The 19011-nt window shown below is 72.4% G+C and carries 23 protein-coding genes; 5 read left to right on the top strand and 18 right to left on the bottom strand.

Annotated elements, in window-relative coordinates; all coding sequences use genetic code 11:
- Positions 1-79 precede the first annotated feature (79 nt).
- Complete coding sequence (locus B2363_RS02685; protein ID WP_286928252.1) at positions 80-301, top strand: antitoxin; 222 nt, start codon at positions 80-82, stop codon at positions 299-301.
- A 32-nt stretch (positions 302-333) separates the two neighbouring features.
- On the opposite strand, the gene lgt is transcribed toward B2363_RS02685, so the two are convergent.
- Genes lgt through trpC form a run of 4 tightly spaced genes read right to left on the bottom strand, consistent with a single transcriptional unit; the run spans position 334 to position 4068 of the window.
- Positions 334-1173, bottom strand: a complete 840-nt coding sequence (gene lgt, locus B2363_RS02680; RefSeq protein WP_286928250.1) for a prolipoprotein diacylglyceryl transferase — start codon at positions 1171-1173, stop codon at positions 334-336.
- Position 1174: 1 nt separating this feature from the next.
- The gene (gene trpA / locus B2363_RS02675; protein ID WP_286928249.1) at positions 1175-1969 is read right to left on the bottom strand and encodes a tryptophan synthase subunit alpha; all 795 of its coding nucleotides are present in this window, start codon (positions 1967-1969) and stop codon (positions 1175-1177) included.
- Positions 1966-3213 carry a tryptophan synthase subunit beta gene (gene trpB / locus B2363_RS02670; RefSeq protein WP_286928247.1) on the bottom strand — a complete coding sequence of 416 codons (1248 nt, stop codon included), beginning with the start codon at positions 3211-3213 and terminating at the stop codon, positions 1966-1968. Before trpB ends, trpA begins: the two co-directional genes overlap by 4 nt.
- 39 nt (positions 3214-3252) lie before the next feature.
- Complete coding sequence (trpC, locus tag B2363_RS02665) at positions 3253-4068, bottom strand: indole-3-glycerol phosphate synthase TrpC (protein WP_286928245.1); 816 nt, start codon at positions 4066-4068, stop codon at positions 3253-3255.
- A 163-nt stretch (positions 4069-4231) separates the two neighbouring features.
- Between trpC and B2363_RS02660 the strand changes: the two genes are divergently transcribed.
- Positions 4232-5086: a hypothetical protein gene (locus tag B2363_RS02660; RefSeq protein ID WP_286928244.1), complete on the top strand. Its 855-nt coding sequence runs from the start codon at positions 4232-4234 to the stop codon at positions 5084-5086.
- Positions 5087-5146: 60 nt separating this feature from the next.
- Entirely contained in the window at positions 5147-5479 is a 333-nt protein-coding gene (locus B2363_RS02655; protein WP_286928242.1) for a hypothetical protein, read from the top strand.
- On the opposite strand, the gene B2363_RS02650 is transcribed toward B2363_RS02655, so the two are convergent.
- From B2363_RS02650 to hisF, 8 genes are all read right to left on the bottom strand, one after another.
- Positions 5448-6776 carry an MFS transporter gene (locus B2363_RS02650; RefSeq protein WP_286928241.1) on the bottom strand — a complete coding sequence of 443 codons (1329 nt, stop codon included), beginning with the start codon at positions 6774-6776 and terminating at the stop codon, positions 5448-5450. The two genes, B2363_RS02655 and B2363_RS02650, sit on opposite strands and share 32 nt — an antisense overlap.
- Before the next feature lie 23 nt (positions 6777-6799).
- Complete coding sequence (locus B2363_RS02645; RefSeq protein WP_286928239.1) at positions 6800-7144, bottom strand: DUF2752 domain-containing protein; 345 nt, start codon at positions 7142-7144, stop codon at positions 6800-6802.
- An 80-nt stretch (positions 7145-7224) separates the two neighbouring features.
- Entirely contained in the window at positions 7225-7425 is a 201-nt protein-coding gene (locus B2363_RS02640; protein ID WP_078700763.1) for an HGxxPAAW family protein, read from the bottom strand.
- A gap of 54 nt (positions 7426-7479) precedes the next feature.
- Complete coding sequence (locus B2363_RS02635; protein ID WP_286928237.1) at positions 7480-8031, bottom strand: Trp biosynthesis-associated membrane protein; 552 nt, start codon at positions 8029-8031, stop codon at positions 7480-7482.
- The gene (hisI, locus tag B2363_RS02630; protein ID WP_286928235.1) at positions 8028-8366 is read right to left on the bottom strand and encodes a phosphoribosyl-AMP cyclohydrolase; all 339 of its coding nucleotides are present in this window, start codon (positions 8364-8366) and stop codon (positions 8028-8030) included. The genes B2363_RS02635 and hisI overlap by 4 nt, the downstream gene beginning before the upstream one ends.
- Positions 8367-8403: 37 nt before the next feature.
- Positions 8404-10176 (bottom strand): ABC transporter ATP-binding protein, encoded by a 1773-nt coding sequence (locus B2363_RS02625; protein ID WP_286928234.1) that lies wholly within the window; start codon positions 10174-10176, stop codon positions 8404-8406.
- On the bottom strand, positions 10169-11980 hold the full coding sequence (locus B2363_RS02620; RefSeq protein ID WP_286928232.1) for an ABC transporter ATP-binding protein: 1812 nt from the start codon (positions 11978-11980) through the stop codon (positions 10169-10171). The genes B2363_RS02625 and B2363_RS02620 overlap by 8 nt, the downstream gene beginning before the upstream one ends.
- Complete coding sequence (hisF, locus tag B2363_RS02615) at positions 11977-12738, bottom strand: imidazole glycerol phosphate synthase subunit HisF (RefSeq protein ID WP_286928231.1); 762 nt, start codon at positions 12736-12738, stop codon at positions 11977-11979. The genes B2363_RS02620 and hisF overlap by 4 nt, the downstream gene beginning before the upstream one ends.
- Positions 12739-12742: 4 nt before the next feature.
- On the opposite strand from hisF, the gene B2363_RS02610 reads away from it, so the two are divergent.
- Complete coding sequence (locus B2363_RS02610; protein WP_286928230.1) at positions 12743-13399, top strand: hypothetical protein; 657 nt, start codon at positions 12743-12745, stop codon at positions 13397-13399.
- Positions 13400-13402: 3 nt separating this feature from the next.
- Here B2363_RS02610 and B2363_RS02605 read toward each other — a convergent pair whose 3' ends face one another.
- Positions 13403-13915, bottom strand: a complete 513-nt coding sequence (locus B2363_RS02605) for a DUF1707 domain-containing protein (RefSeq protein WP_286928228.1) — start codon at positions 13913-13915, stop codon at positions 13403-13405.
- Between the two features lie 2 nt (positions 13916-13917).
- Positions 13918-14640, bottom strand: a complete 723-nt coding sequence (gene priA, locus B2363_RS02600; protein ID WP_078700759.1) for a bifunctional 1-(5-phosphoribosyl)-5-((5-phosphoribosylamino)methylideneamino)imidazole-4-carboxamide isomerase/phosphoribosylanthranilate isomerase PriA — start codon at positions 14638-14640, stop codon at positions 13918-13920.
- A gap of 41 nt (positions 14641-14681) precedes the next feature.
- Here priA and B2363_RS02595 point away from each other — a divergent pair, with 41 nt between their 5' ends.
- Positions 14682-15338, top strand: a complete 657-nt coding sequence (locus B2363_RS02595; protein WP_286928227.1) for a YitT family protein — start codon at positions 14682-14684, stop codon at positions 15336-15338.
- 3 nt (positions 15339-15341) lie between these two features.
- Here B2363_RS02595 and hisH read toward each other — a convergent pair whose 3' ends face one another.
- Genes hisH through hisD form a run of 4 tightly spaced genes read right to left on the bottom strand, consistent with a single transcriptional unit; the run spans position 15342 to position 18976 of the window.
- Positions 15342-15986, bottom strand: coding sequence for an imidazole glycerol phosphate synthase subunit HisH (gene hisH / locus B2363_RS02590; RefSeq protein ID WP_286928225.1), 645 nt, complete (start codon positions 15984-15986; stop codon positions 15342-15344).
- A 13-nt stretch (positions 15987-15999) separates the two neighbouring features.
- The gene (hisB, locus tag B2363_RS02585) at positions 16000-16605 is read right to left on the bottom strand and encodes an imidazoleglycerol-phosphate dehydratase HisB (protein ID WP_286928223.1); all 606 of its coding nucleotides are present in this window, start codon (positions 16603-16605) and stop codon (positions 16000-16002) included.
- Positions 16602-17681 (bottom strand): histidinol-phosphate transaminase, encoded by a 1080-nt coding sequence (locus B2363_RS02580; RefSeq protein ID WP_286928221.1) that lies wholly within the window; start codon positions 17679-17681, stop codon positions 16602-16604. Before B2363_RS02580 ends, hisB begins: the two co-directional genes overlap by 4 nt.
- Complete coding sequence (gene hisD / locus B2363_RS02575; protein WP_181756805.1) at positions 17678-18976, bottom strand: histidinol dehydrogenase; 1299 nt, start codon at positions 18974-18976, stop codon at positions 17678-17680. Before hisD ends, B2363_RS02580 begins: the two co-directional genes overlap by 4 nt.
- Positions 18977-19011 lie beyond the last annotated feature (35 nt).

Raw genomic sequence — 19011 nt, 5'->3', positions numbered from 1 at the left:
TTCAGGCGCGCGCGGCCGACCCGAAGTACCGTGACGTGCGGGACCGCCGAGCGGTCCTCCATCGACGAGAGGGGCACCCATGGGCTTCCTGGACAGGTTCAAGGGCAAGGACGCCGAGCAGCTGGTCGACCGGGCCAAGGAGGAGGCGGCGCGGCACGACGAGGACATCGACGCCGCGATCGACAAGGTCGCGGACCTCGCCGACAAGGCCACCGACGGCAAGTTCACCGAGAAGATCGACGATGCCGCCGCCAGGCTCAAGGAGGCCGCGGACAGGATTGACGAGGACCCGAAGGCCTGAGGAAGCGCTGGCAGTGACGTTCCCGGGGTCCTCTACGGCGTGTCGGCCCCGGAAACGTCACGCTCAGGGGTCTCGCGATACCGGCGGCCGGCCCACACGAAGTAGGCCAGGGCCAGGCAGAACACCACGATCGAGGTCCAGATGTTCAGCCGGAACGGGCCGATGTGGTTCACCGTGTCGATCCGCAGCGCCTCGATCCAGCCGCGCCCGAGCGTGTAGAGCATGACGTAGAGCGCGAACACCCGTCCGTGCGTCAGCGCGAAGCGCTTGCCCAGCCACACCAGCAGCGCCGCGGCCGCGAGGTTCCACAGCGCCTCGTAGAGGAACGTGGGGTGGAACGTGGCGAACTGCTCGTAGCCGTCGGGACGGTGCTGCTCGGAGATCTCCAAGCCCCACGGCAGCGTGGTGGGACGCCCGAAGAGCTCCTGGTTGAAGTAGTTGCCGAGCCGCCCGATCGCCTGCGCGACGAGGAGGCCCGGCGCCAGGGCGTCGGCCATCTTCAGGAAGTCGATGTCGTACCGGCGGCAGGCGATCCACGCGCCCAGGCCGCCGAACGCGATGGCGCCCCAGATGCCGAGGCCGCCCTCCCAGATCTTCAGCGCGTCGATCGGGTCCCGACCGTCGCCGAAGTAGAGCTGGGGGTCGGTGAGGACGTGGTAGATCCGTCCGCCGATGATGCCGAACGGCACGGCCCAGATCGCGACGTCGCCGATCGCGCCGGGGCGGCCGCCGGCCGCGACGAACCGGCGGTCGGCGATCCAGATCGCGGCGAAGACGCCGGCGATGATGCACAGCGCGTAGGCCCGCAGGGGCAGCGGCCCGAGGTGCCAGACGGCCTGTTCCGGCGAGGGGATGAAGGTGGCGATGGTCATGTCAGTCCCGTTCCACGCCGGTGCGCAGGTCGGTCACGAGGTCGCGGATGGCGGCGAGCCCGGAGGCCTCGTCCGGCTGGTCGAGCAGGCAGCGCACGAGCGCCGATCCCACGATCACCGCGTCGGAGAACTCGGCGATCTCGTGGGCCTGGGCACCGTTGCTGACGCCGAGCCCCACGCCGACGGGCTTGTCGGTGACCTTGCGCAGGCGGCCGACGAGCTCGGGCGCGAGACTGCTGGTCTGCTCACGCTGTCCGGTGACGCCCATGACCGCGGTGGCGTAGATGAAGCCGCTGGCGGCCTCGGCCGTCATCGCCAGCCGCTCGTCGGACGACGACGGCGACACGAGGTAGATGCGGTCCAGACCCTGCTCGCGGGAGGCGCGCTCCCAGTCGACGGCCTCGTCGGGAATGAGGTCGGGCGTGATGAGCCCCGCTCCCCCGGCGGCGGCGAGGTCGGCGGCGAACCGGTCGACTCCGCGGCGCTCCACCGGGTTCCAGTAGGTCATCACGACGGTGGGCGCGCCGGCGGCCGAGGCCTGCACGACGCGGAAGACGTCGTCGACCCGGGTGCCGTTGACGAGGGCGGCCTCAGCGGCGGCCTGGATCGTGGGCCCGTCCATCACGGGATCGCTGTAGGGCAGGCCCACCTCGACCAGGTCGACCCCGGCCTCGATCATGGCGCCGATGGCGGCGATGGAGCCGTCCACCGTGGGGAACCCGGCGGGCAGGTAGCCCACGAGGGCCGCGCGGTTCTCGGCGCGCGTGCGCTCGAACAGTTCGTCGATCACCGTCATCGGTCCGTCTCCGCCCGGTCGTTCTCGTCCAGCAGGCCGAAGTACTTCGCGGCGGTGTGCACGTCCTTGTCGCCGCGGCCCGAGAGGTTGACCAGGATCGTGGCGTCGGGACCCATCTCCTTGGCGAGCTCGACCGCGCCGGCCAGCGCGTGCGCCGACTCGATCGCCGGGATGATCCCCTCGGTCTTGCACAGCAGGTCGAACGCGGACATCGCCTGAGCATCGGTGGCAGGCCGGTACTGGGCCCGTCCGATGTCGGCCAGGTGCGCGTGCTCGGGGCCCACGCCCGGGTAGTCGAGGCCGGCGCTGATCGAGTGTGACTCGATCGTCTGGCCGTCCTCGTCCTGCAGCAGGAACGAGCGCGCGCCGTGGAGCACGCCGACCTCGCCGGCGGTGATCGTGGCGGCGTGGCGACCGGTCTCGAAGCCGTCGCCGCCCGCCTCGATGCCGATGAGCCGCACGCTCTCGTCGGGCACGAACGCCGTGAAGAGGCCGATCGCGTTCGATCCGCCGCCCACGCAGGCCACGGCCGCGTCGGGCAGCTTCCCGGTGAGCTCGAGGACCTGGGCGCGGGCCTCGTCGCCGATGCCTCGCGTCAGCTCACGCACCATCGTCGGGAACGGGTGCGGGCCCGCGGCGGTGCCGAAGAGGTAGTGCGTCGTGTCGACCGTGGTGACCCAGTCGCGCAGCGCCTCGTTGATCGCGTCCTTGAGGGTGGCGCTGCCCGTGGTGACCGGGATGACCTCGGCGCCCAGCATCTGCATGCGGGCGACGTTGAGCGCCTGGCGCTCGGTGTCGACCTGGCCCATGTAGACGGTGCAGTCCAGGTCGAGGTAGGCGCACGCCGTGGCGGAGGCGACACCGTGCTGACCGGCCCCCGTCTCGGCGATGCAGCGCGGCTTGCCGATGCGCTTGGCCAGCAGCGCCTGCCCGATCACGTTGCGGATCTTGTGGGCGCCGGTGTGGTTGAGGTCCTCGCGCTTGAGCAGGATGCGCGCACCGACGGCCCGGGAGAACCGGTGCGCCTCGTACAGCGGGCTGGGCACGTTGGCGTACTCGCGCAGCATGCGGTCGAGCTCGGCGCGGAACGCGGGATCGGCCTGGGCGGCCTCCCACTCGCGGGTGATCTCGTCGAGCGGGGCGATCAGGGCCTCGGGCATGAACCGGCCGCCGAAGCGGCCGAAGTGGCCCGGACCGTCGGGAAGCGCCGATCGCGACGGCGATCGGCCGGAGATGTCAGTCATGGTCGTCCTGGGTGAGGGGTCGGCGGGGAGCTGGTGGTCTCAGCTCGGCTGCCATCGGTGCTGCAGGGCCGGGTGGGAGCCGGCCGCGACCAGGTCCGCCACGGTGGCGCGAGGGTCGTCGCCCCGCACGAGGGTCTCACCGACGAGCACGACGTTGGCGCCGAAGCGCGCGTACTCGATCACGTCGTGCGGTCCTCGGACGCCGGACTCGGCGACCTTCACCACCGAGTCGGGGATCCGGGGGGCGAGGCGCTCGAAGGTGCCGCGGTCGACCTCGAGGGTCTTGAGGTTGCGGGCGTTCACGCCGATGAGGTCGGCGTCGGCCGCGAGGGCGCGGCGCACCTCGGCCTCGTCGTGGACCTCGATCAGCGGGGTCAGGCCGATCGACCGGGCACGGTCGATGAGCGACTCCAGCGCGTTCTGGTCGAGAGCGGCCACGATGAGCAGGGCCATGTCGGCGCCGGCGGCGCGCGCCTCCCAGAGCTGGTACGACGTGGTGATGAAGTCCTTGCGGAGCACCGGCACGTCGACCTGGCCACGCACGGCGCGCAGGTCGTCGAGGGTGCCGTTGAAGCGACGCTGCTCGGTCAGCACGCTGATCGCGGCGGCGCCGCCGGCCGCGTAGTCGGCGGCGAGCTGGGCCGGGTTCTTGATGTCGGCGAGTGCACCCAGGCTGGGACTGGACCGCTTCACCTCGGCGATCACCGAGACGCCCTCGGCGCGGAACGCCGGCATGGGATCCAGGGCCGGCGGCTGCTTGTCGGCCTGACGCTTGAGGTCGTCCAGGGAGACCCGGCTCTGACGCTCGGCCAGGTCCTCGGCCACCCCCGCGAGGATGTCGTCGAGCACGGTCATCGCACTCTCCCTTCCCCTGTCGGGACTCGGCTCCGAACTGACCTCCAGCGTATCCCCGCACCGTCACCAAGCGGCACGCACCCTCCGTTTCGAGACAGCATCACTGGCAGGATCGATGTTCCGCACGGTGTACGGAGCGGCGCATCCTCCCTATGCTCGCCTCATGTCGACCAACGAGCCGCCCACCGGACCCGACCCGGAGACCCCGGGTGGTCCTGTCCCGCCCCCGCCGCCGTCCTACGGCGGCCCCGCCTACCCGCCTCCCCCGCCCGGTGACGCCTCCGGCGGCGGCTACCCGCCTCCGCCCGGGGGGTCCGGCTACGGCGGTGGCTACCCGCCTCCGCCCCCGGGCGGCTCGGGCTTCATCGAGCCCTTCAGCCCGACCGACGCGATCGGCTACGGCTGGCGCAAGTTCTCCTCGAACGCGGGCCAGTGGATCATCGCCGGACTGGCGATCTTCGCCGTCTCGGTGATCTTCGGCGTCTTCAGCTTCCTGGTGCAGCCGGACATCGACGCGACCGAGACCAACCCGTTCGCCGGTTTCAGCTTCGCCAGCATCGTCGTGAACCTGCTCTCGACGCTCGCGACGTACGTGATCTCCGCGTTCATCTACCGCGGCGCGCTCGACGAGACCGAGGGCCGGCCGTTCTCCCTCGCCGACACGTTCTCGCGGGTGCCGATCGGACCGGTCATCCTGACGTCGCTGCTGGTGTCGATCGGCATCACGATCGGCCTCGTGCTGTGCGTCCTGCCGGGCGTCATCTTCGCGTTCCTGTCCTACTTCGCCCTGCTGTTCGTGGTGGATGAGAACCAGTCCCCGGTCGATGCCATCACGTCGAGCGTGAAGCTGGTGTCGGCCAACCTCGGCCAGGCCCTGCTGCTGGCGCTGCTGAGCTTCGTGATCGTGCTGATCGGTGCGTGCCTGTGCGGCGTCGGCCTGCTCGTGGCCTACCCCGTGGTGACGATCGCCACGGCGTACGCCTACAAGAAGTTCCGCAACCAGCCGGTGGCGGCCTGATGCTGTGAGACACGGCGCGGCCGGGCGAGCAGCCCGGCCGCGCCGTCCTATGCTCGGCGGGTGACGAGCTACCCCGCGCCGCCCGGCCAGCCTCCCTACGGCCAGGGCTACCCCGCTGCTCCGGACGGCAACCAGGCCGTGTGGTCGCTGGTCATCGCCATCGTCAGCATCTTCCTGGCCTGCTGCTGTGGCGTGTTCTCGATCGCCGGTGGCATCGCGGCCATGATCCTGGCCAGGAACGAGCGCACCCGCGCCGAGCAGTGGAACGGCCCGTACGCCGACACCTCGATGGCGACCGCCGCCTACTGGCTGGGGGTGGCCGCGATCGTGATCGGCGTGCTGTCGCTCATCGCGACCGTCGTCAGCGTGGCGCTGGAATTCGCGCTGGCGTGACCGGGCGCGGCAGCAGCAGGCTGCCCACCGCCGCCGCCACGGCGAGCGCCCCCGCCAGCAGCCACGCCGACGTGTAGTCCCCCGAGGCGGCGCGCAGGGCGCCACTGGCCGCCGCCGCGACGCCGGCACCGATCATGTGGGCCGCGAACACCCAGCCGAAGACGATGCCGCCCCGCTCGGCCCCGAACGCGGTGCGGCACAGCACCACCGTCGGCGGGACCGTGGCGACCCAGTCCAGACCGAACAGCGCCACGACCAGGAGCATCGGCGGCTCGACCGTCGGGCCGAGCAGCGCCGGCACGGCCAGCAGCGCGAGGCCACGCAGCGCGTAGTAGACCGACAGCAGCAGGCGCGGGTCGTAGCGGTCGGTCAGCCACCCCGAGCCGATCGTGCCGACGATGTCGAAGATGCCCACCACGGCCAGCAGCCCGGCAGCGGTCGTGGCCGCCATCCCGTGGTCGTGGGCGGCGGGCACGAAGTGGCTGCTGATGATCCCGTTGGTGGTCCAGCCGCAGACGAAGAACGTGCCCGCGAGCAGCAGGAACGAGCGCGTCCGGAGCACCTCGCGCAGCACCGTGACCGCGTGGACGACGGCGGCGGCCGCGGTCTGCGGCACGACGGCGGCCGCCTCGTCGTCGATCCCGCCGTACGGCTCGAGACCCACGTCCGAGGGGCGATCGCGCAGCACCACCGCGACGACCGGCACCAAGGCCGCGCAGCAGGCCGCGATCGCCAGCGAGGCGGCGCGCCAGCCGAACTCGTCGACGATCGCGGCCAGCAGCGGCAGGAAGACGAGCTGCCCGGTGGCCCAGGCCGCGCCCAGGATGCCCAGCACGAGGCCGCGCCGGGCGACGAACCAGCGGTTGACGACGATCGCGCCGAACACGAGCGCGACCGAGCCGGTGGCGACGCCGATCACCAGGCCCCACAGCACCGACAGCTGCCACGGCGCGGTCATCGCCGTGGAGGCCAGGCAGCCCAGGACGATCAGCAGGAGGGCGGCGACGGCGGTGCGGCGCACACCGATCCGCTCGAGCAGGGCGGCGGCGAACGGCGCCGCGACCCCGTAGACGATGAGGTTGAGGGAGACGGCGATCGACGTCTCGGTGCGGCTCCAGCCGAGGTCCTCCTCGATCGGCACCAGCATCACGCCGAGGCTGGACCGGAACGCGGCCGACGCGAGGAGCACCAGGAAGGTCACGCCCGCGACGAGCCACGCACGGTGCACCCGCCGCGAAGGGCGCCGCGGAGACTGCGGGCCGGCCATGGACGCACCCGCGCCCGCCGGGGTTCCCATGTCCGTCACGCTGTCTCTTCTCCTCAGGGGGCCAGCCAAGTGCCCCACGGCGTCAGCCGCGCGATGCCGAAGACGGCGGCCAGCACGCCCATCGCCGTCACGGTGCGGGCCGACCAGGTGAGGTAGCGCGCGGGCAACCCGCGTGCCCGTCGGCCGAGCCACACCAGCCACGCCACCACGCCCACGGAGACCAGGGCGACAGCCAGGAGGTTGCTCGAGACGGCGGCCGCGACGTCGCCGCGCGTCAGCAGGTTCACGGCGCGCAGCCCCCCGCAGCCGGGACAGGGCTCGCCGGTCAGGAAGAGGAACGGGCAGAAGCCGTAGGCGCCCTCGACGTGCGGGTCACGGAAGTGCAGCAGGGCGAACACCGCGAGGCCGGCGCCGCCGGCGATCAGCGGGGCGCGCAGCAGACGACCGCGCGAGGCGGTCGTCGGGATGACCTGATCGGTCAGTGATCCTTCACCCGGCTGGTGCCGTACCCGGCGACGGACATGACCTTGCCGAGCGGGAGAGCACCCACCGCCAGCACGACGCCGATCGTGAAGAGCACCCAGTTCGGCTCGGGGATCAGGGCGATCCCGCCGATCAGGAAGCCGGCGAGGCTGACGAGGACGGCGGTCCAGGCGGCCGGCGACGATCCGTGCGACATGGGTGGTGCTCCTAGTGGTGCTCGGGGTGGTTCGGACGACAGCCTACTCGGTGCTCAGGCGGTGGGATCGACGCCGTCGTCCATCGCCTTCCACAGGTCGCTCGCGTCGGGCTCGCGGGCGGCCGGCGCCGCGTACTTGCGACCCATCGTGGCCCAGCGCGGACCGAGCCATGCGACGGCGGCACCCGCCACGACGATGAGGATGAAGCCGGCGATCGCGAACGACGGAGCGGCGGTGGAGCTCCAGTCCAGCGAGGCACCGGCGACGGCCGCCTCGTCGATCGCGCGCTGCTGCGCCGTCTGCAGCGCGTCGCCCGTGCGGCTCGAGATCGCGACGCCGACCACGCCCGCCACCGCGACGAGGACGCCGATCACGCGACGCAGCCGAGGCCCGCCGGCGAGCACGCCGAGGGCGGCGGCCATCACCAGGATGGCGAGCCCGGCCGCACCCGGCACGACATCGGCTCCGGACACCGTGAGATCGGTCTCGGGGATCCCCGCCGCGCGAGCGGTGGCCTCGGACCAAGTGGCGCGGACCGCCAGCAGCGTGCCCGCGCCGAGCGCCAGCAGCACGAGGACGGCGGGTCCGAGGAGGTTGCGGTTCACGTCAGCAGGTCCTGGTCGAAGCACGTGGTGCTGCCCGTGTGGCACGCGGCGCCGACCTGGTCGACGACGACGAGCAGCGTGTCGCCGTCGCAGTCGAGCCGGACCTCGCGCACGTGCTGGGTGTGGCCCGACGTCTCGCCCTTGACCCAGTACTCCCCGCGGCTGCGGCTCCAGAACGTGGAGCGGCCCGTGGTGAGGGTGCGGTGCAGTGCCTCGTCGTCCATCCAGCCGACCATCAGCACGGCGCGCGACGTCGCGTCCTGCACCACCGCCGTGACCAGGCCGGCGTCGTCGCGCTTCAAGCGGGCGGCGATCGCCGCATCCAGGGAGCTCACGTGCCCCAGTGTCTCAGGCGCGGCCCCGCGCTCCGCATCAGGCGAGGGTCGCCTGCGCCACCCAGGACGCGTGCAGGCGCGCGTAGACGCCCTCGGCCTTGACGAGGTCGCGGTGGTGACCGTCCTCGACGAGACGGCCCTGGTCGAAGACGAGCACGCGGTCGGCGTTCTCCGCGGTGGACAGCCGGTGGGCGATCGTCACGCTGGTGCGGCCCTGCAGCAGCCGGTCGAGCGCCCGGGTCGCGCGCAGCTCGGTCTGGGGGTCGACGGCACTCGTGGCCTCGTCCAGGACGAGGAACGCCGGGTCGGCCAGCGCCGAGCGGACGAGCGCGACCAGCTGCCGCTCCCCCGCCGACAGCGACTCGCCACGCTGGCCCACCCGGGTGTCGAGTCCGCGCGGCAGGGCGGCGAACCAGTCGGCGAGGCCGAGCCGCTCGACGGCGTCGACGAGGTCGGCGTCCGTGGCGGTGCGCGATCCGTAGCGCAGGTTCTCGCCCAGCGTCGCGTCGAACAGGAAGCCCTCCTGCGGCACCATCAGCACGTGGCGGCGCAGGTCGTCGAACGGGACCTGTGCGATGTCGACGCCGCCGAGCACGACGCGGCCGGCGGCGGGGTCCATCAGGCGCGTGAGCAGCTTCGCGAACGTGGTCTTGCCCGAGCCGGTCTCGCCCACGACGGCGACCCGCTGGCGAGCCTCGATCGTGACGTCGACGTCGGCCAGAACCGTGGGGCCCTCGGGGTAGGCGAACGACACGTGCTCGAACTGCGCCTCGAGGTCGCCCTCGGGAAGGCGCTGACCGCCCGGGCCCGGGTCGACCACGTCGGCCGGGGTGTCGAGCAGGTCGAGGACGCGGCGCCACGACGAGATCGCGTTCTGCGCCTCGGAGATCACCTGGGTGGCCATCTGCGCCGGGCCGGTGAAGAGCCCGACCAGGAACACGAAGGCGACGATCGTGCCGACGGAGAGCTCTCCGAGCACGCCCAGCCAGACGCCCACGGCCAGCACCGCGGCGTTGGCGATGCCGCCCACCAGGATCGCGGCCGAGAACGCGCCGGCGGTGATCGTCTGGGCGCGGATGTTGTTGCGGTAGTTCGCGCTCACGGCGACGTCGACGCGGTGCTGGGTGCGGTCCTCGATGCCGTAGGACCGGACGACGGCCGCACCCACGACGGGCTCGGCGATGACGGCGAGCATCTCGCCGACGCTGGCGCGCACGCGGTCGTAGGCCCGCGACATCGCGCCGGCCAGCCAGCGCAGGCTCACCGCGAGCGGCACGAAGCTGATCAGCACGACCAGCGTGAGCTGCCACGACAGGAACGCCATGACCACCGTCGCGACGAGCATCTGGCCGATGCTGACGATCATCATGATCCCGGTGAACTGCAGGAACTGGCTGATCTGGTCGACGTCGGAGGTGACCCGGGAGACGAGCGACCCCCGGCGCTGCGTGTTCTGCGTCAGCATCGACAGGTCGTGGACGTGACGGAACGCCGCGACGCGCAGGTTCGCCAACCCCCGCTCGCTCGCGGTGAAGATCCGCACCTTCGACCAGTAGCCGCAGATGGCGATCACGATCATGAGCAGGGCGGCGATGCCCACGTAGCGGGCGATCAGGGCCGTGTCGACGTCACCGGAGGCAAAGCCGTCGTCGAGCGCCGCGCGCACCACGATGGGCACGAGCGAGCCCCCGGCAGTGCTGAGCAGCGCGAGCACCAGCGTCAGCCAGATGCCCTCGGTGATCTCGGGGTTGCGGCGCATGCCGCGGACGAGGACGGAGATGCCGCCCTCGCGGGGTGCGGCCTCACTCATGGTCGACCTCCTCACGGGCCTGGTCGTACGCGTCGACGAGGTTGCGGTAGGCGGCCGAGCGCTCGCGCAGCTGCGCGTCGGTGCCGCGATCGGCGACACGTCCGCCCGCGAGGAAGACCACTTCGTCCGCCAGCGCGATCGTGGCCTTGCGGTACGCGACGACGACGGTGGTGGGCGAGCCGTCGCGATCGGCGAGGGCTCGCAGGATGCGCTGCTCGACCTCGGGGTCGAGGGCGCTGGTGGCGTCGTCCATCACCAGCACGCGCGGGTCGCGCACAAGCGCCCGGGCCAGCGCGAGACGCTGGCGCTGGCCACCCGACAGCGAGGTGCCGCGCTCCCCCAGCTCGGTGTCGAGTCCGTCCGGCAGCGCCGAGACGAACCGGTCGGCCTGCACGATGCGCAGCACCTCCCAGACCCGCTCGTCGGGCACGTCGAGGTCGAGCACCACGTTGGCGCGGACCGTGTCGTCGAACAGGAACGTGGACTGGGGCACGAGCGCCACCGCGCGGGTGAGCGCCTGCTGCGACAGCCGGCGCGCGTCGGTGCCGCCGATCAGCACCGCGCCGTCGTCGGGATCGACGAGGCGGGTGACGAGCGAGGTCAGGGTGCTCTTGCCGCTGCCGGTGGCACCCACGACCGCCGTGACGGTGCCGGCGGGCACGGTGAACGCGATGTCGTTCAGCACGGCCGTGTCGGGCTCGTCGGGGTGGCTGTAGTCGAGGTCCGTGACCGTGAGGTCGACGGGCCCGGCGCCCGGGACCCGGGCGTCGCCGTAGTCCATGGCGTCGTCCTCGTCGATGACGCGCGAGACCCGGTCCCAGCCGATGACGGCGCGCGGCAACTCGCCCAGCACCCAGCCGAACGAGCGGATCTGCATGCCGATCACGGTGAACAGGTAGGCCACCTGGACCACGTCGCCCGCGTCGGCGCCGCCACTCTGCACGCGCCACGCGCCCAGCAGCAGCACGGCCAGGACGGCGAGGTTGGGCAGGGCCTCGATGACGGGGTCGAAGATCGCGCGGATCCGGCCGATCGCGATGGCGGCGTCGCGCAGCCGCTCGCTGGCGGCCCGGAAGCGGGCCGTCTCGTCGGCCTCGCGGCCCAGCGACTTCACGACGAGGGCGCCGTCGAACGACTCGTGGGCGACGGTGGAGACGTCGCCGCGCAGGCTCTGGGCGAGCGCGATCCGCGGCCCCTGCCACCGCTGGTAGACGGCGTTGGCGACGAAGAGCAGCGGGATGACCACGAGCCCGACGACGGTGAGCACGGGGTCGGCCAGCACCATGGTGGCGATCGCGGCCACCAGCATGGCGATCGTGCCGAGCGCCATCGGCAGTGGCATGAAGACCGACCACGTGGCCTCGACGTCGGCGTTGGCGTTGCTGAGCAGCTGGCCCGCGGGGTGGCGGTGGTGCCAGCGAAGCGGCAGCTGGAGGTAGCGGCGCGTGACGCGCAGGCGGTCGTCGCGCACGAGCCGGAAGAACACCACGCCGCCCAGCAGGCGGCGGCCGACGACGCCCACGGTGCGCAGCACCGCGGCCAGCACGAACAGACCCACACCGGCCCACAGGGTGGACCACGTGACGGCGCCGGCGGCGACCGAGGGGGCGATGACGTGATCGGTGGCCCAGCCGAGCACCCAGGCGTCGGCCACGGTCATCACGCCGAAGAGCAGGGAGGCGAGCGCTGCCCACGTGAACATCACCTTCTGGCGGGCGATGCCGCGACCCATGACCCCGAAGCCACGCCGGGTCAGCCGGTCGGTGCCACCGCCGCTGAGGGTGTCGAGCGCCGGGGCGCTCACCGGACCACGTGTCCGGCGGCTCGCAGCGTCTCCTTCACCGCGGGGATCGTCAGCGTTCCGAAGTGGAAGACACTGGCGGCCAGGACGGCGTCGGCGCCCGCGTCGACCGCGGGGGCGAAGTGCTCGAGTCGCCCGGCGCCTCCGCTGGCGATGAGGGGGACGTCGGTCGCGCCGCGGGCGGCGCGGATCATCTCGAGGTCGAAGCCCGCCTGCGTGCCGTCGGCGTCCATCGAGTTGAGCAGGATCTCGCCCGCGCCGAGCTCACTGCCGCGGCGCACCCACTCGATCGCGTCGATGCCGGCCGAGCGGCGGCCGCCGTGGGTGGTCACCTCGAACCCGCTGGGCTGATCGTCTGCACGTCGAGCGTCAACGCTCAGGACGAGCACCTGATTCCCGAAGCGGTGGGCGATCTCGCCGATGACCTCGGGCCGGGCGATCGCCGCGGTGTTGATGCCGACCTTGTCTGCACCGGCGCGCAGCAGCCGGTCGACGTCCTCGACCGCACGCACTCCCCCGCCGACCGTGAGCGGGATGAACACCTGCTCGGCGGTCTGGCCGACGATGTCGTAGGTGGTGGAGCGGTCGCCGCTGGAGGCGGTGATGTCGAGGAAGGTGAGCTCGTCGGCGCCCTGGGCGTCGTAGACGCGCGCCATCTCGACCGGATCGCCCGCGTCGCGCAGGTCGACGAAGTTCACTCCCTTGACGACGCGACCGCCGTCGACGTCCAAACAGGGGATCACACGGACGGCTAGGCTCACGGCCATGAGCGTAGTGCGTGGGTCCGACGTTCCTACGAGCCGCCTCTGGCTCCTGGCGGCGGTCACCGCGCTGGCTCTCGGGGCCTGCTCGGAGTCCCCCGACGAGACGCCCGACCCCGCCACCTCCGCGACCTCGGCCGCTTCCAGCCCCACGACGGAGCCGCCGACCTCGGAGCCGCCGGCCGCCCTGCCGGCGATCGAGGAGCTGACCGTCGCTCCGGGAGTCATCGGTCCGGCGCGCACCGGGATGTCGCGCGACGCGGCGCTCGCGACCGGGCTGTTCGACGCCGACGTCGAGGTCCCCGGCGAGGAGTGCGGCCGCAGCGAGCCGCTCGGGTGGAAGGCCGACTACGCGTCCTCGCTCGACGTGCTGACGAAGGAGGACGGCACCGTCGTCTCCTTCGGCGTCCGTGGCGAGCAGCCCCGCACCGCCGAGGGCCTGGGCGTCGGCAGCACCCTGAAGGACGTGACGGGCGTCTACGAGACTGCCGAGATGGTCGAGGCCGGCTACGGGCAGACGGGCGTGTTCGTCACCGAGGGCGACGCCTGGCTGGGCTTCCTGTTCACGGAGGACACCGAGTCGATCGAGCCCACCAGCGAGGTCCTGATGCTCGAGGTCACCACGGGCACGCGTCCCGACCTCATGCGCGACGGCTGCTGAGCCTCAGCCCTCGTCGTCGTCCTCGCGCCCGCTCAGGCGGCGCTCGATCTTCCGCTCGTGGTGCTCGATGCGCTGGCCCCGGTTGACCACGTGCATGAGCCAGCCGACGCCGACGCCGAGGATCGGGAAGATCGGCCAGAAGAAGAGCGGCTCGCCGCTGGCGATGCTGGTGGCGCCCCAGATCCCGCTGGTCATCACCCCGATGGCCACCACCCCGTTGCGGGCGTCACGCGTCTCGCGCCGGTAGCGCCGCAGCGCCTCGTCGTGCACGGACAGCGACGCGGGCGTGGGCGGCTCAAGGTCCTGGAGCAGGGGCACGAACTCGCCGAGCAGCGTGGCCGCGAGGGCGGCGTGCGACCTGCGGTCGAACTCGGTCCGGTCGAGCCGGCCGTCGGCGTAGGCCTCGCGCAGGGCCTCGACCGCCGTCTCGCGGTCCCGGTCCCCCGCGCGGATGCCCGCCACCTCCGCACGTCGCGGATCGGCGCTGAAGCCCTCCCACCGCACGAGGCCGGCCACGACTACTCCGCGACCGCGGCCAGCGCGTCGGGCAGCGTGAAGGCGCCCGCGTAGAGCGCCTTGCCGACGATCGCGCCCTCGACGCCGATGCCGGTCAGCGTGGCGATCGCGCGCAGGTCGTCGAGGCTCGAGACGCCGCCCGAGGCGACGACCGGCTTGTCGGTCTGCTCGCACACCTGGCGCAGCAGGTCGAGGTTCGGACCGGTGAGCGTGCCGTCCTTGGTGACGTCGGTGACCACGTAGCGCGCGCACCCGTCGGCGTCGAGGCGGGCCAGCACCTCGAACAGGTCGCCGCCCTCCTTGGTCCAGCCCCGGGCGGCCAGCGTGCGGCCGCGGACGTCGAGGCCGACCGCGACCCGGTCGCCGTACCGGGCGATCGCCGAGCGGCACCAGTCGGGATCCTCGATCGCGGCGGTGCCCAGGTTGACCCGGCGGCAGCCGGTGGCCATGGCGGCGTCGAGCGACTCGTCGTCGCGGATGCCGCCCGAGAGCTCGACCTTCACGTCCAGCCGGCCGACGACCTCGGCCAGCAGGTCGCGATTGCTGCCCTTGCCGAAGGCGGCGTCGAGGTCGACCAGGTGGATCCACTCGGCGCCGTCGGCCTGCCACTGCAGGGCGGCGTCGAGCGGGGAGCCGTAGGACGTCTCGCTGCCGAGCTCGCCCTGGACCAGGCGCACGGCCTGGCCCTCGGCGACGTCGACGGCGGGGAGGAGTTCGAGAGTCACCCCGCGATCGTATCGACCGTCCTCCGTAGAGTGGGCGGGCCATGAACGACAGCCACCCCGACCACGCCCCGGCCGACACCGACGACCTCATGGAGCCGTCGGCGGTCACGCTCCCCCACACCCCCGCCGAGGACGTCCTGGGCGTGCTCACCGGCACGTGGCTGGCCTCGCTAGGCCTGCACCTGCTCTACGAGGCGCACGCGGTCACCGGCGGCACCGCGGGCCTGTCGCTGCTGATCACCTACGCCGTGGCGCTGCCGCTCCCCGCCGTGCTGCTCCTGGCGAACCTGCCGTTCTTCGCGCTCGCGCTGTGGAAGAAGGGCTGGCGGTTCACGGTGCGGTCCGTGATCGCCGTCGCGCTGCTCTCGCTCTTCACCGCGGTGCACGCCGAGATGATCCCCTCCCCCGACCTCGCGCCCGTCTACGGGATCGCCACCGGCAACCTGCTGGCGGGCGTGGGCATCCTCATCCTGTTCCGGCACGGCTCGAGCCTCGGCGGTTTCAGCGTGCTGGCCCTCATCGCGCAGGAGCAGGCCGGCCTGCGCGCGGGGTACGTGCAGATGGCCCTGGACCTGCTCGTGGTCCTGGGCGCCCTGCTGGTGGTGCCGTGGGACAACGTGCTGCTGTCCGCGCTCGGCGCGGTGATCCTCAACGTGGTGCTGGCGTTCAACCACCGTCCGGAGCGCTACCGCGCCTGACCCCTAGAGCGTGGCGATCCAGTTCTCGAGCAGGCGGCGGCCGGCGTCGCCGGACTTCTCCGGGTGGAACTGCGTGGCCCACAGCGGACCGTGCTCGACGGCGGAGACGAAGCGGTCGCCGCCGTACTGCGTCCACGTGACGCCCGGCGCGCGGAAGGGCGTGCCCTCCGCGTCGACCAGCCACTCGCGCACGCCGTAGGAGTGCACGAAGTAGAAGCGCTCGGACTCGATCCCGGCGAACATCACCGTGTCGGCGGGCGGCTCGACCGTGTCCCAGCCCATGTGCGGCACGATCGGCGCCTGGATCTTCTCCACCGTGCCGGGCCACTCGCCGCAGCCGGTGCTGCGCACGCCGTGCTCGATGCCCTCGGCGAAGAGGATCTGCATGCCCACGCAGATGCCCAGCACGGGACGGCCGGCGATGAGGCGTCGCTCGATGATCCGCTCACCGTCGACCGCACGCAGGCCCTTCATGCAGGCGTCGAACGCGCCGACGCCGGGCACCAGCAGGCCGTCGGCCTGCTGGGCGACCTCGCGGTCGGCGGTCAGCACGACGTCGACGCCGCGCGACTGGCCCGCGCGCTCGACGGCGCGCACGGCCGACCGCAGGTTGCCCGAGCCGTAGTCGAGGACCGCGACCGTCGTCATCGGACCGCTCCGCTCACAGCGCGCCCTTGGTCGACGGGATCCCCGTCTCGCGCGGGTCGGGCTCGACGGCGGCACGCAGGGCCCGCGCGAGGGCCTTGAACTGGCACTCGGCGATGTGGTGCGGGTCGCGCCCGGAGATGAGGTTCATGTGCAGGGTGATCCCGGCGTGGTGCGCGATCGACTCGAAGACGTGCGAGGTCAGCGAGCCGATGTACGAGCCGCCGATGATCGCGGTGATCTGGCGCTCGGGCTCGCCGGTGTGCACGAAGTAGGGGCGCCCCGACACGTCGACGACGCACTGGGCGACGGCCTCGTCCAGCGGGATCATGGCGTTGCCGTAGCGGCGGATCCCGGCCTTGTCGCCGAGCGCCTCGCGGAGCGCCTCGCCGATGCAGATCGCCGTGTCCTCCACGGTGTGGTGGGCGTCGATGTGCAGGTCGCCCTCGGAGCGGACCGTGAGGTCGATGAGCGAGTGACGGCCCAGCGCCGTGAGCATGTGGTCGTAGAAGCCCACGCCCGTGCTGATCTCCGTGCGGCCGGTGCCGTCGAGGTCGAGCTCGACGACGACGTGCGACTCGGACGTCTTCCGCTCGATCCGTGCGGTCCTGCTCCTGCTCATCGGGGATCCACCTCCATCAGTGCGGCGCGGAACGCCTGCATCTCCTCCGGGGTGCCGATCGACGCCCGGAGCCAACCGTCGGGACCCGTCTCGCGGATCAGGACCCCGTGGTCGACCAAACCCTCCCACACGGCGCGACGATCGGGGAAATGCCCGAACAGGAGGAAGTTCGCGTCGGACGCGGCCACGTCGTACCCGCGCTCGGCCAGCCAGGCGGCCGTCTCGTCGCGGGTCGTGCGCAGGGCGTCGACCTGGGCGAGCAGCTCGTCGGTGTGCCGCAGGGCGCCGAGCGCCGTGGCCTGGGTGACCGAGGAGAGGTGGTACGGCAGCCGCACGATGCGCAGCGCGTCGACGACCGCGGGGTCGGCCGCGAGGTAGCCCAGGCGTCCCCCGGCGAGGGCGAACGCCTTGCTCATCGTGCGCGTGACGATCAGTCGGGGGTGGCCGGCGAGCAGCTCGAGCGCGGTGGGCGTCCCCTCGCGCCGGAACTCCGCGTAGGCCTCGTCGACCACGACGATGCCGGGCGCCACGTCGAGCACGGCGCGCAGCTCCTCGGGCGCCAGCGCGGTGCCCGTGGGGTTGTTCGGCGAGGTCAGGAAGACCACGTCGGGCTGCTCGGCCTCGACCAGCGCGACCGCGGCGGGCACGTCGATCGCGAAGTCCTCGCGACGCCGGCCCGCGACCCAGCGCGTGTGCGTGTTGCGGGCGTACTCCGGATACATCGAGTAGGTCGGCGCGAACGACACCGCGGTGCGACCCGGGCCGCCGAACGCCTGCAGGATCTGCTGCATGACCTCGTTGGAGCCGTTGGCCGCCCACACCCGGTCGGCCGTGAGCCCGTGACCCAGGTAGGCCGCCAGGGCCTCGCGCAGCGCCCACGCCTCGCGGTCGGGGTACCGGTTGAGCTCCAGCGCGGCCTGCTGGACCGCACCGGCGATGTCGGCCGCCGCCTTCTCGCTCGGGCCGTAGGGGTTCTCGTTCGTGTTCAGGCGGACCGGGACGTCGATCTGGGGAGCGCCGTACGGCTCCTCGTTCCTCAGCTCGTCGCGGATCGGCACCCAGGCGGGAACCGTCATCGCGTCCGCTCCAGGCGCGCGGTGACGGCCGCGCCGTGGGACGGCAGGTCCTCCGCCTCGGCGAGCGTGACGACTTTCGGCCCGACGTCGCGCAGGGCGGCCTCGGAGTAGGACACGACGTGCATGTTCTTCACGAACGCACGCACGGACAGGCCTGAGGAGTGGCAGGCGCACCCGGCGGTGGGCAGCACGTGGTTGGACCCGGCGGCGTAGTCGCCGAGCGAGACGGGGGTGAACGAGCCGACGAACACGGCACCGGCGTTGACGATGCGGTCCGCGAGCGCGGACGCGTCGGCGGTCTGGATCTCGAGGTGCTCGGCCGCGTAGGCGTTGGCGACGTCAACGCCCTGGTCGGTGTCGCGCACCAGCACGGTGGCCGACTGGGAGCCCGCGAGGGCCGTGCGGATCCGCTCCTCGTGACGGGCCAGGGGCACCTGGCGGACCAGCTCGGCGTCCACCGCGTCGGCGAGCTCGAGCGAGTCGGTGATCAGGACGGCGGCGGCCATCGGATCGTGCTCGGCCTGGCTGATGAGGTCGGAGGCGACGAACGCGGGGTCGGCGGTGGAGTCCGCGACGATCGCGATCTCCGTGGGGCCGGCCTCGGAGTCGATCGCCACGACGCCCTGGAGGTGGCGCTTCGCGGCGGCGACGTAGATGTTGCCCGGACCCGTGACGAGGTTGACGGGCTCGTTCTCCTCGGTGCCGTACGCCAGCATGGCGAGCGCCTGCGCGCCACCGGCGGCGTAGACCTCGTCGATGCCCAGGCGCGCGCACGCGGCGAGGATCGTCGGGTGCGGCAGTCCGCCGAACTCGACCTGAGGCGGGCTCGCCAGGGCGATCCCGGGCACGCCGGCGACCTGGGCCGGGACGGCGTTCATGATGACGGTGCTGACCAGCGGCGCGAGGCCGCCGGGCACGTAGAGACCGACGCGCTGCATCGGCACGATCCGGCGCTCGACGAGCGCTCCGGGCGCCACCTCGACGGAGACGGTGCGCTCCAGCTCGGCCTCGCAGGTGGCCCGCAGCCGGGAGATCGACTCGTCGATGGCCTCCAGGACGGCGGGATCCAGGCCGACGCGCGCCTTCTCGATGTCCTCCGCGGACACGCGGAGGCGCTCGGGCCGGACGCCGTCGAAGCGCTCGCCCGCGTCGAGGACGGCGGCGGCGCCGCGGTCGCGCACGTCGTCGCAGATCGGGACGACCGCCGCGAGCGCATGCTCGACGTCGACCTCGGCACGGGGCACCGCGTCGCGGTATCCGTCGGTCTGGTCACGCAGGTCGAGTCGTCTCAGCACACCCTGAAGTCTAGGTCGCGCGATGGCCTAGCCTC

Origin of the sequence: Aeromicrobium sp. UBA7512, from assembly GCF_002476985.1 — a bacterium.
Taxonomy (GTDB): Bacteria; Actinomycetota; Actinomycetes; order Propionibacteriales; family Nocardioidaceae; genus Aeromicrobium; species Aeromicrobium phoceense.
The sequence above is the reverse complement of the archived record's forward strand: the minus strand, read 5'-3'. Positions and strand labels throughout refer to the sequence as shown.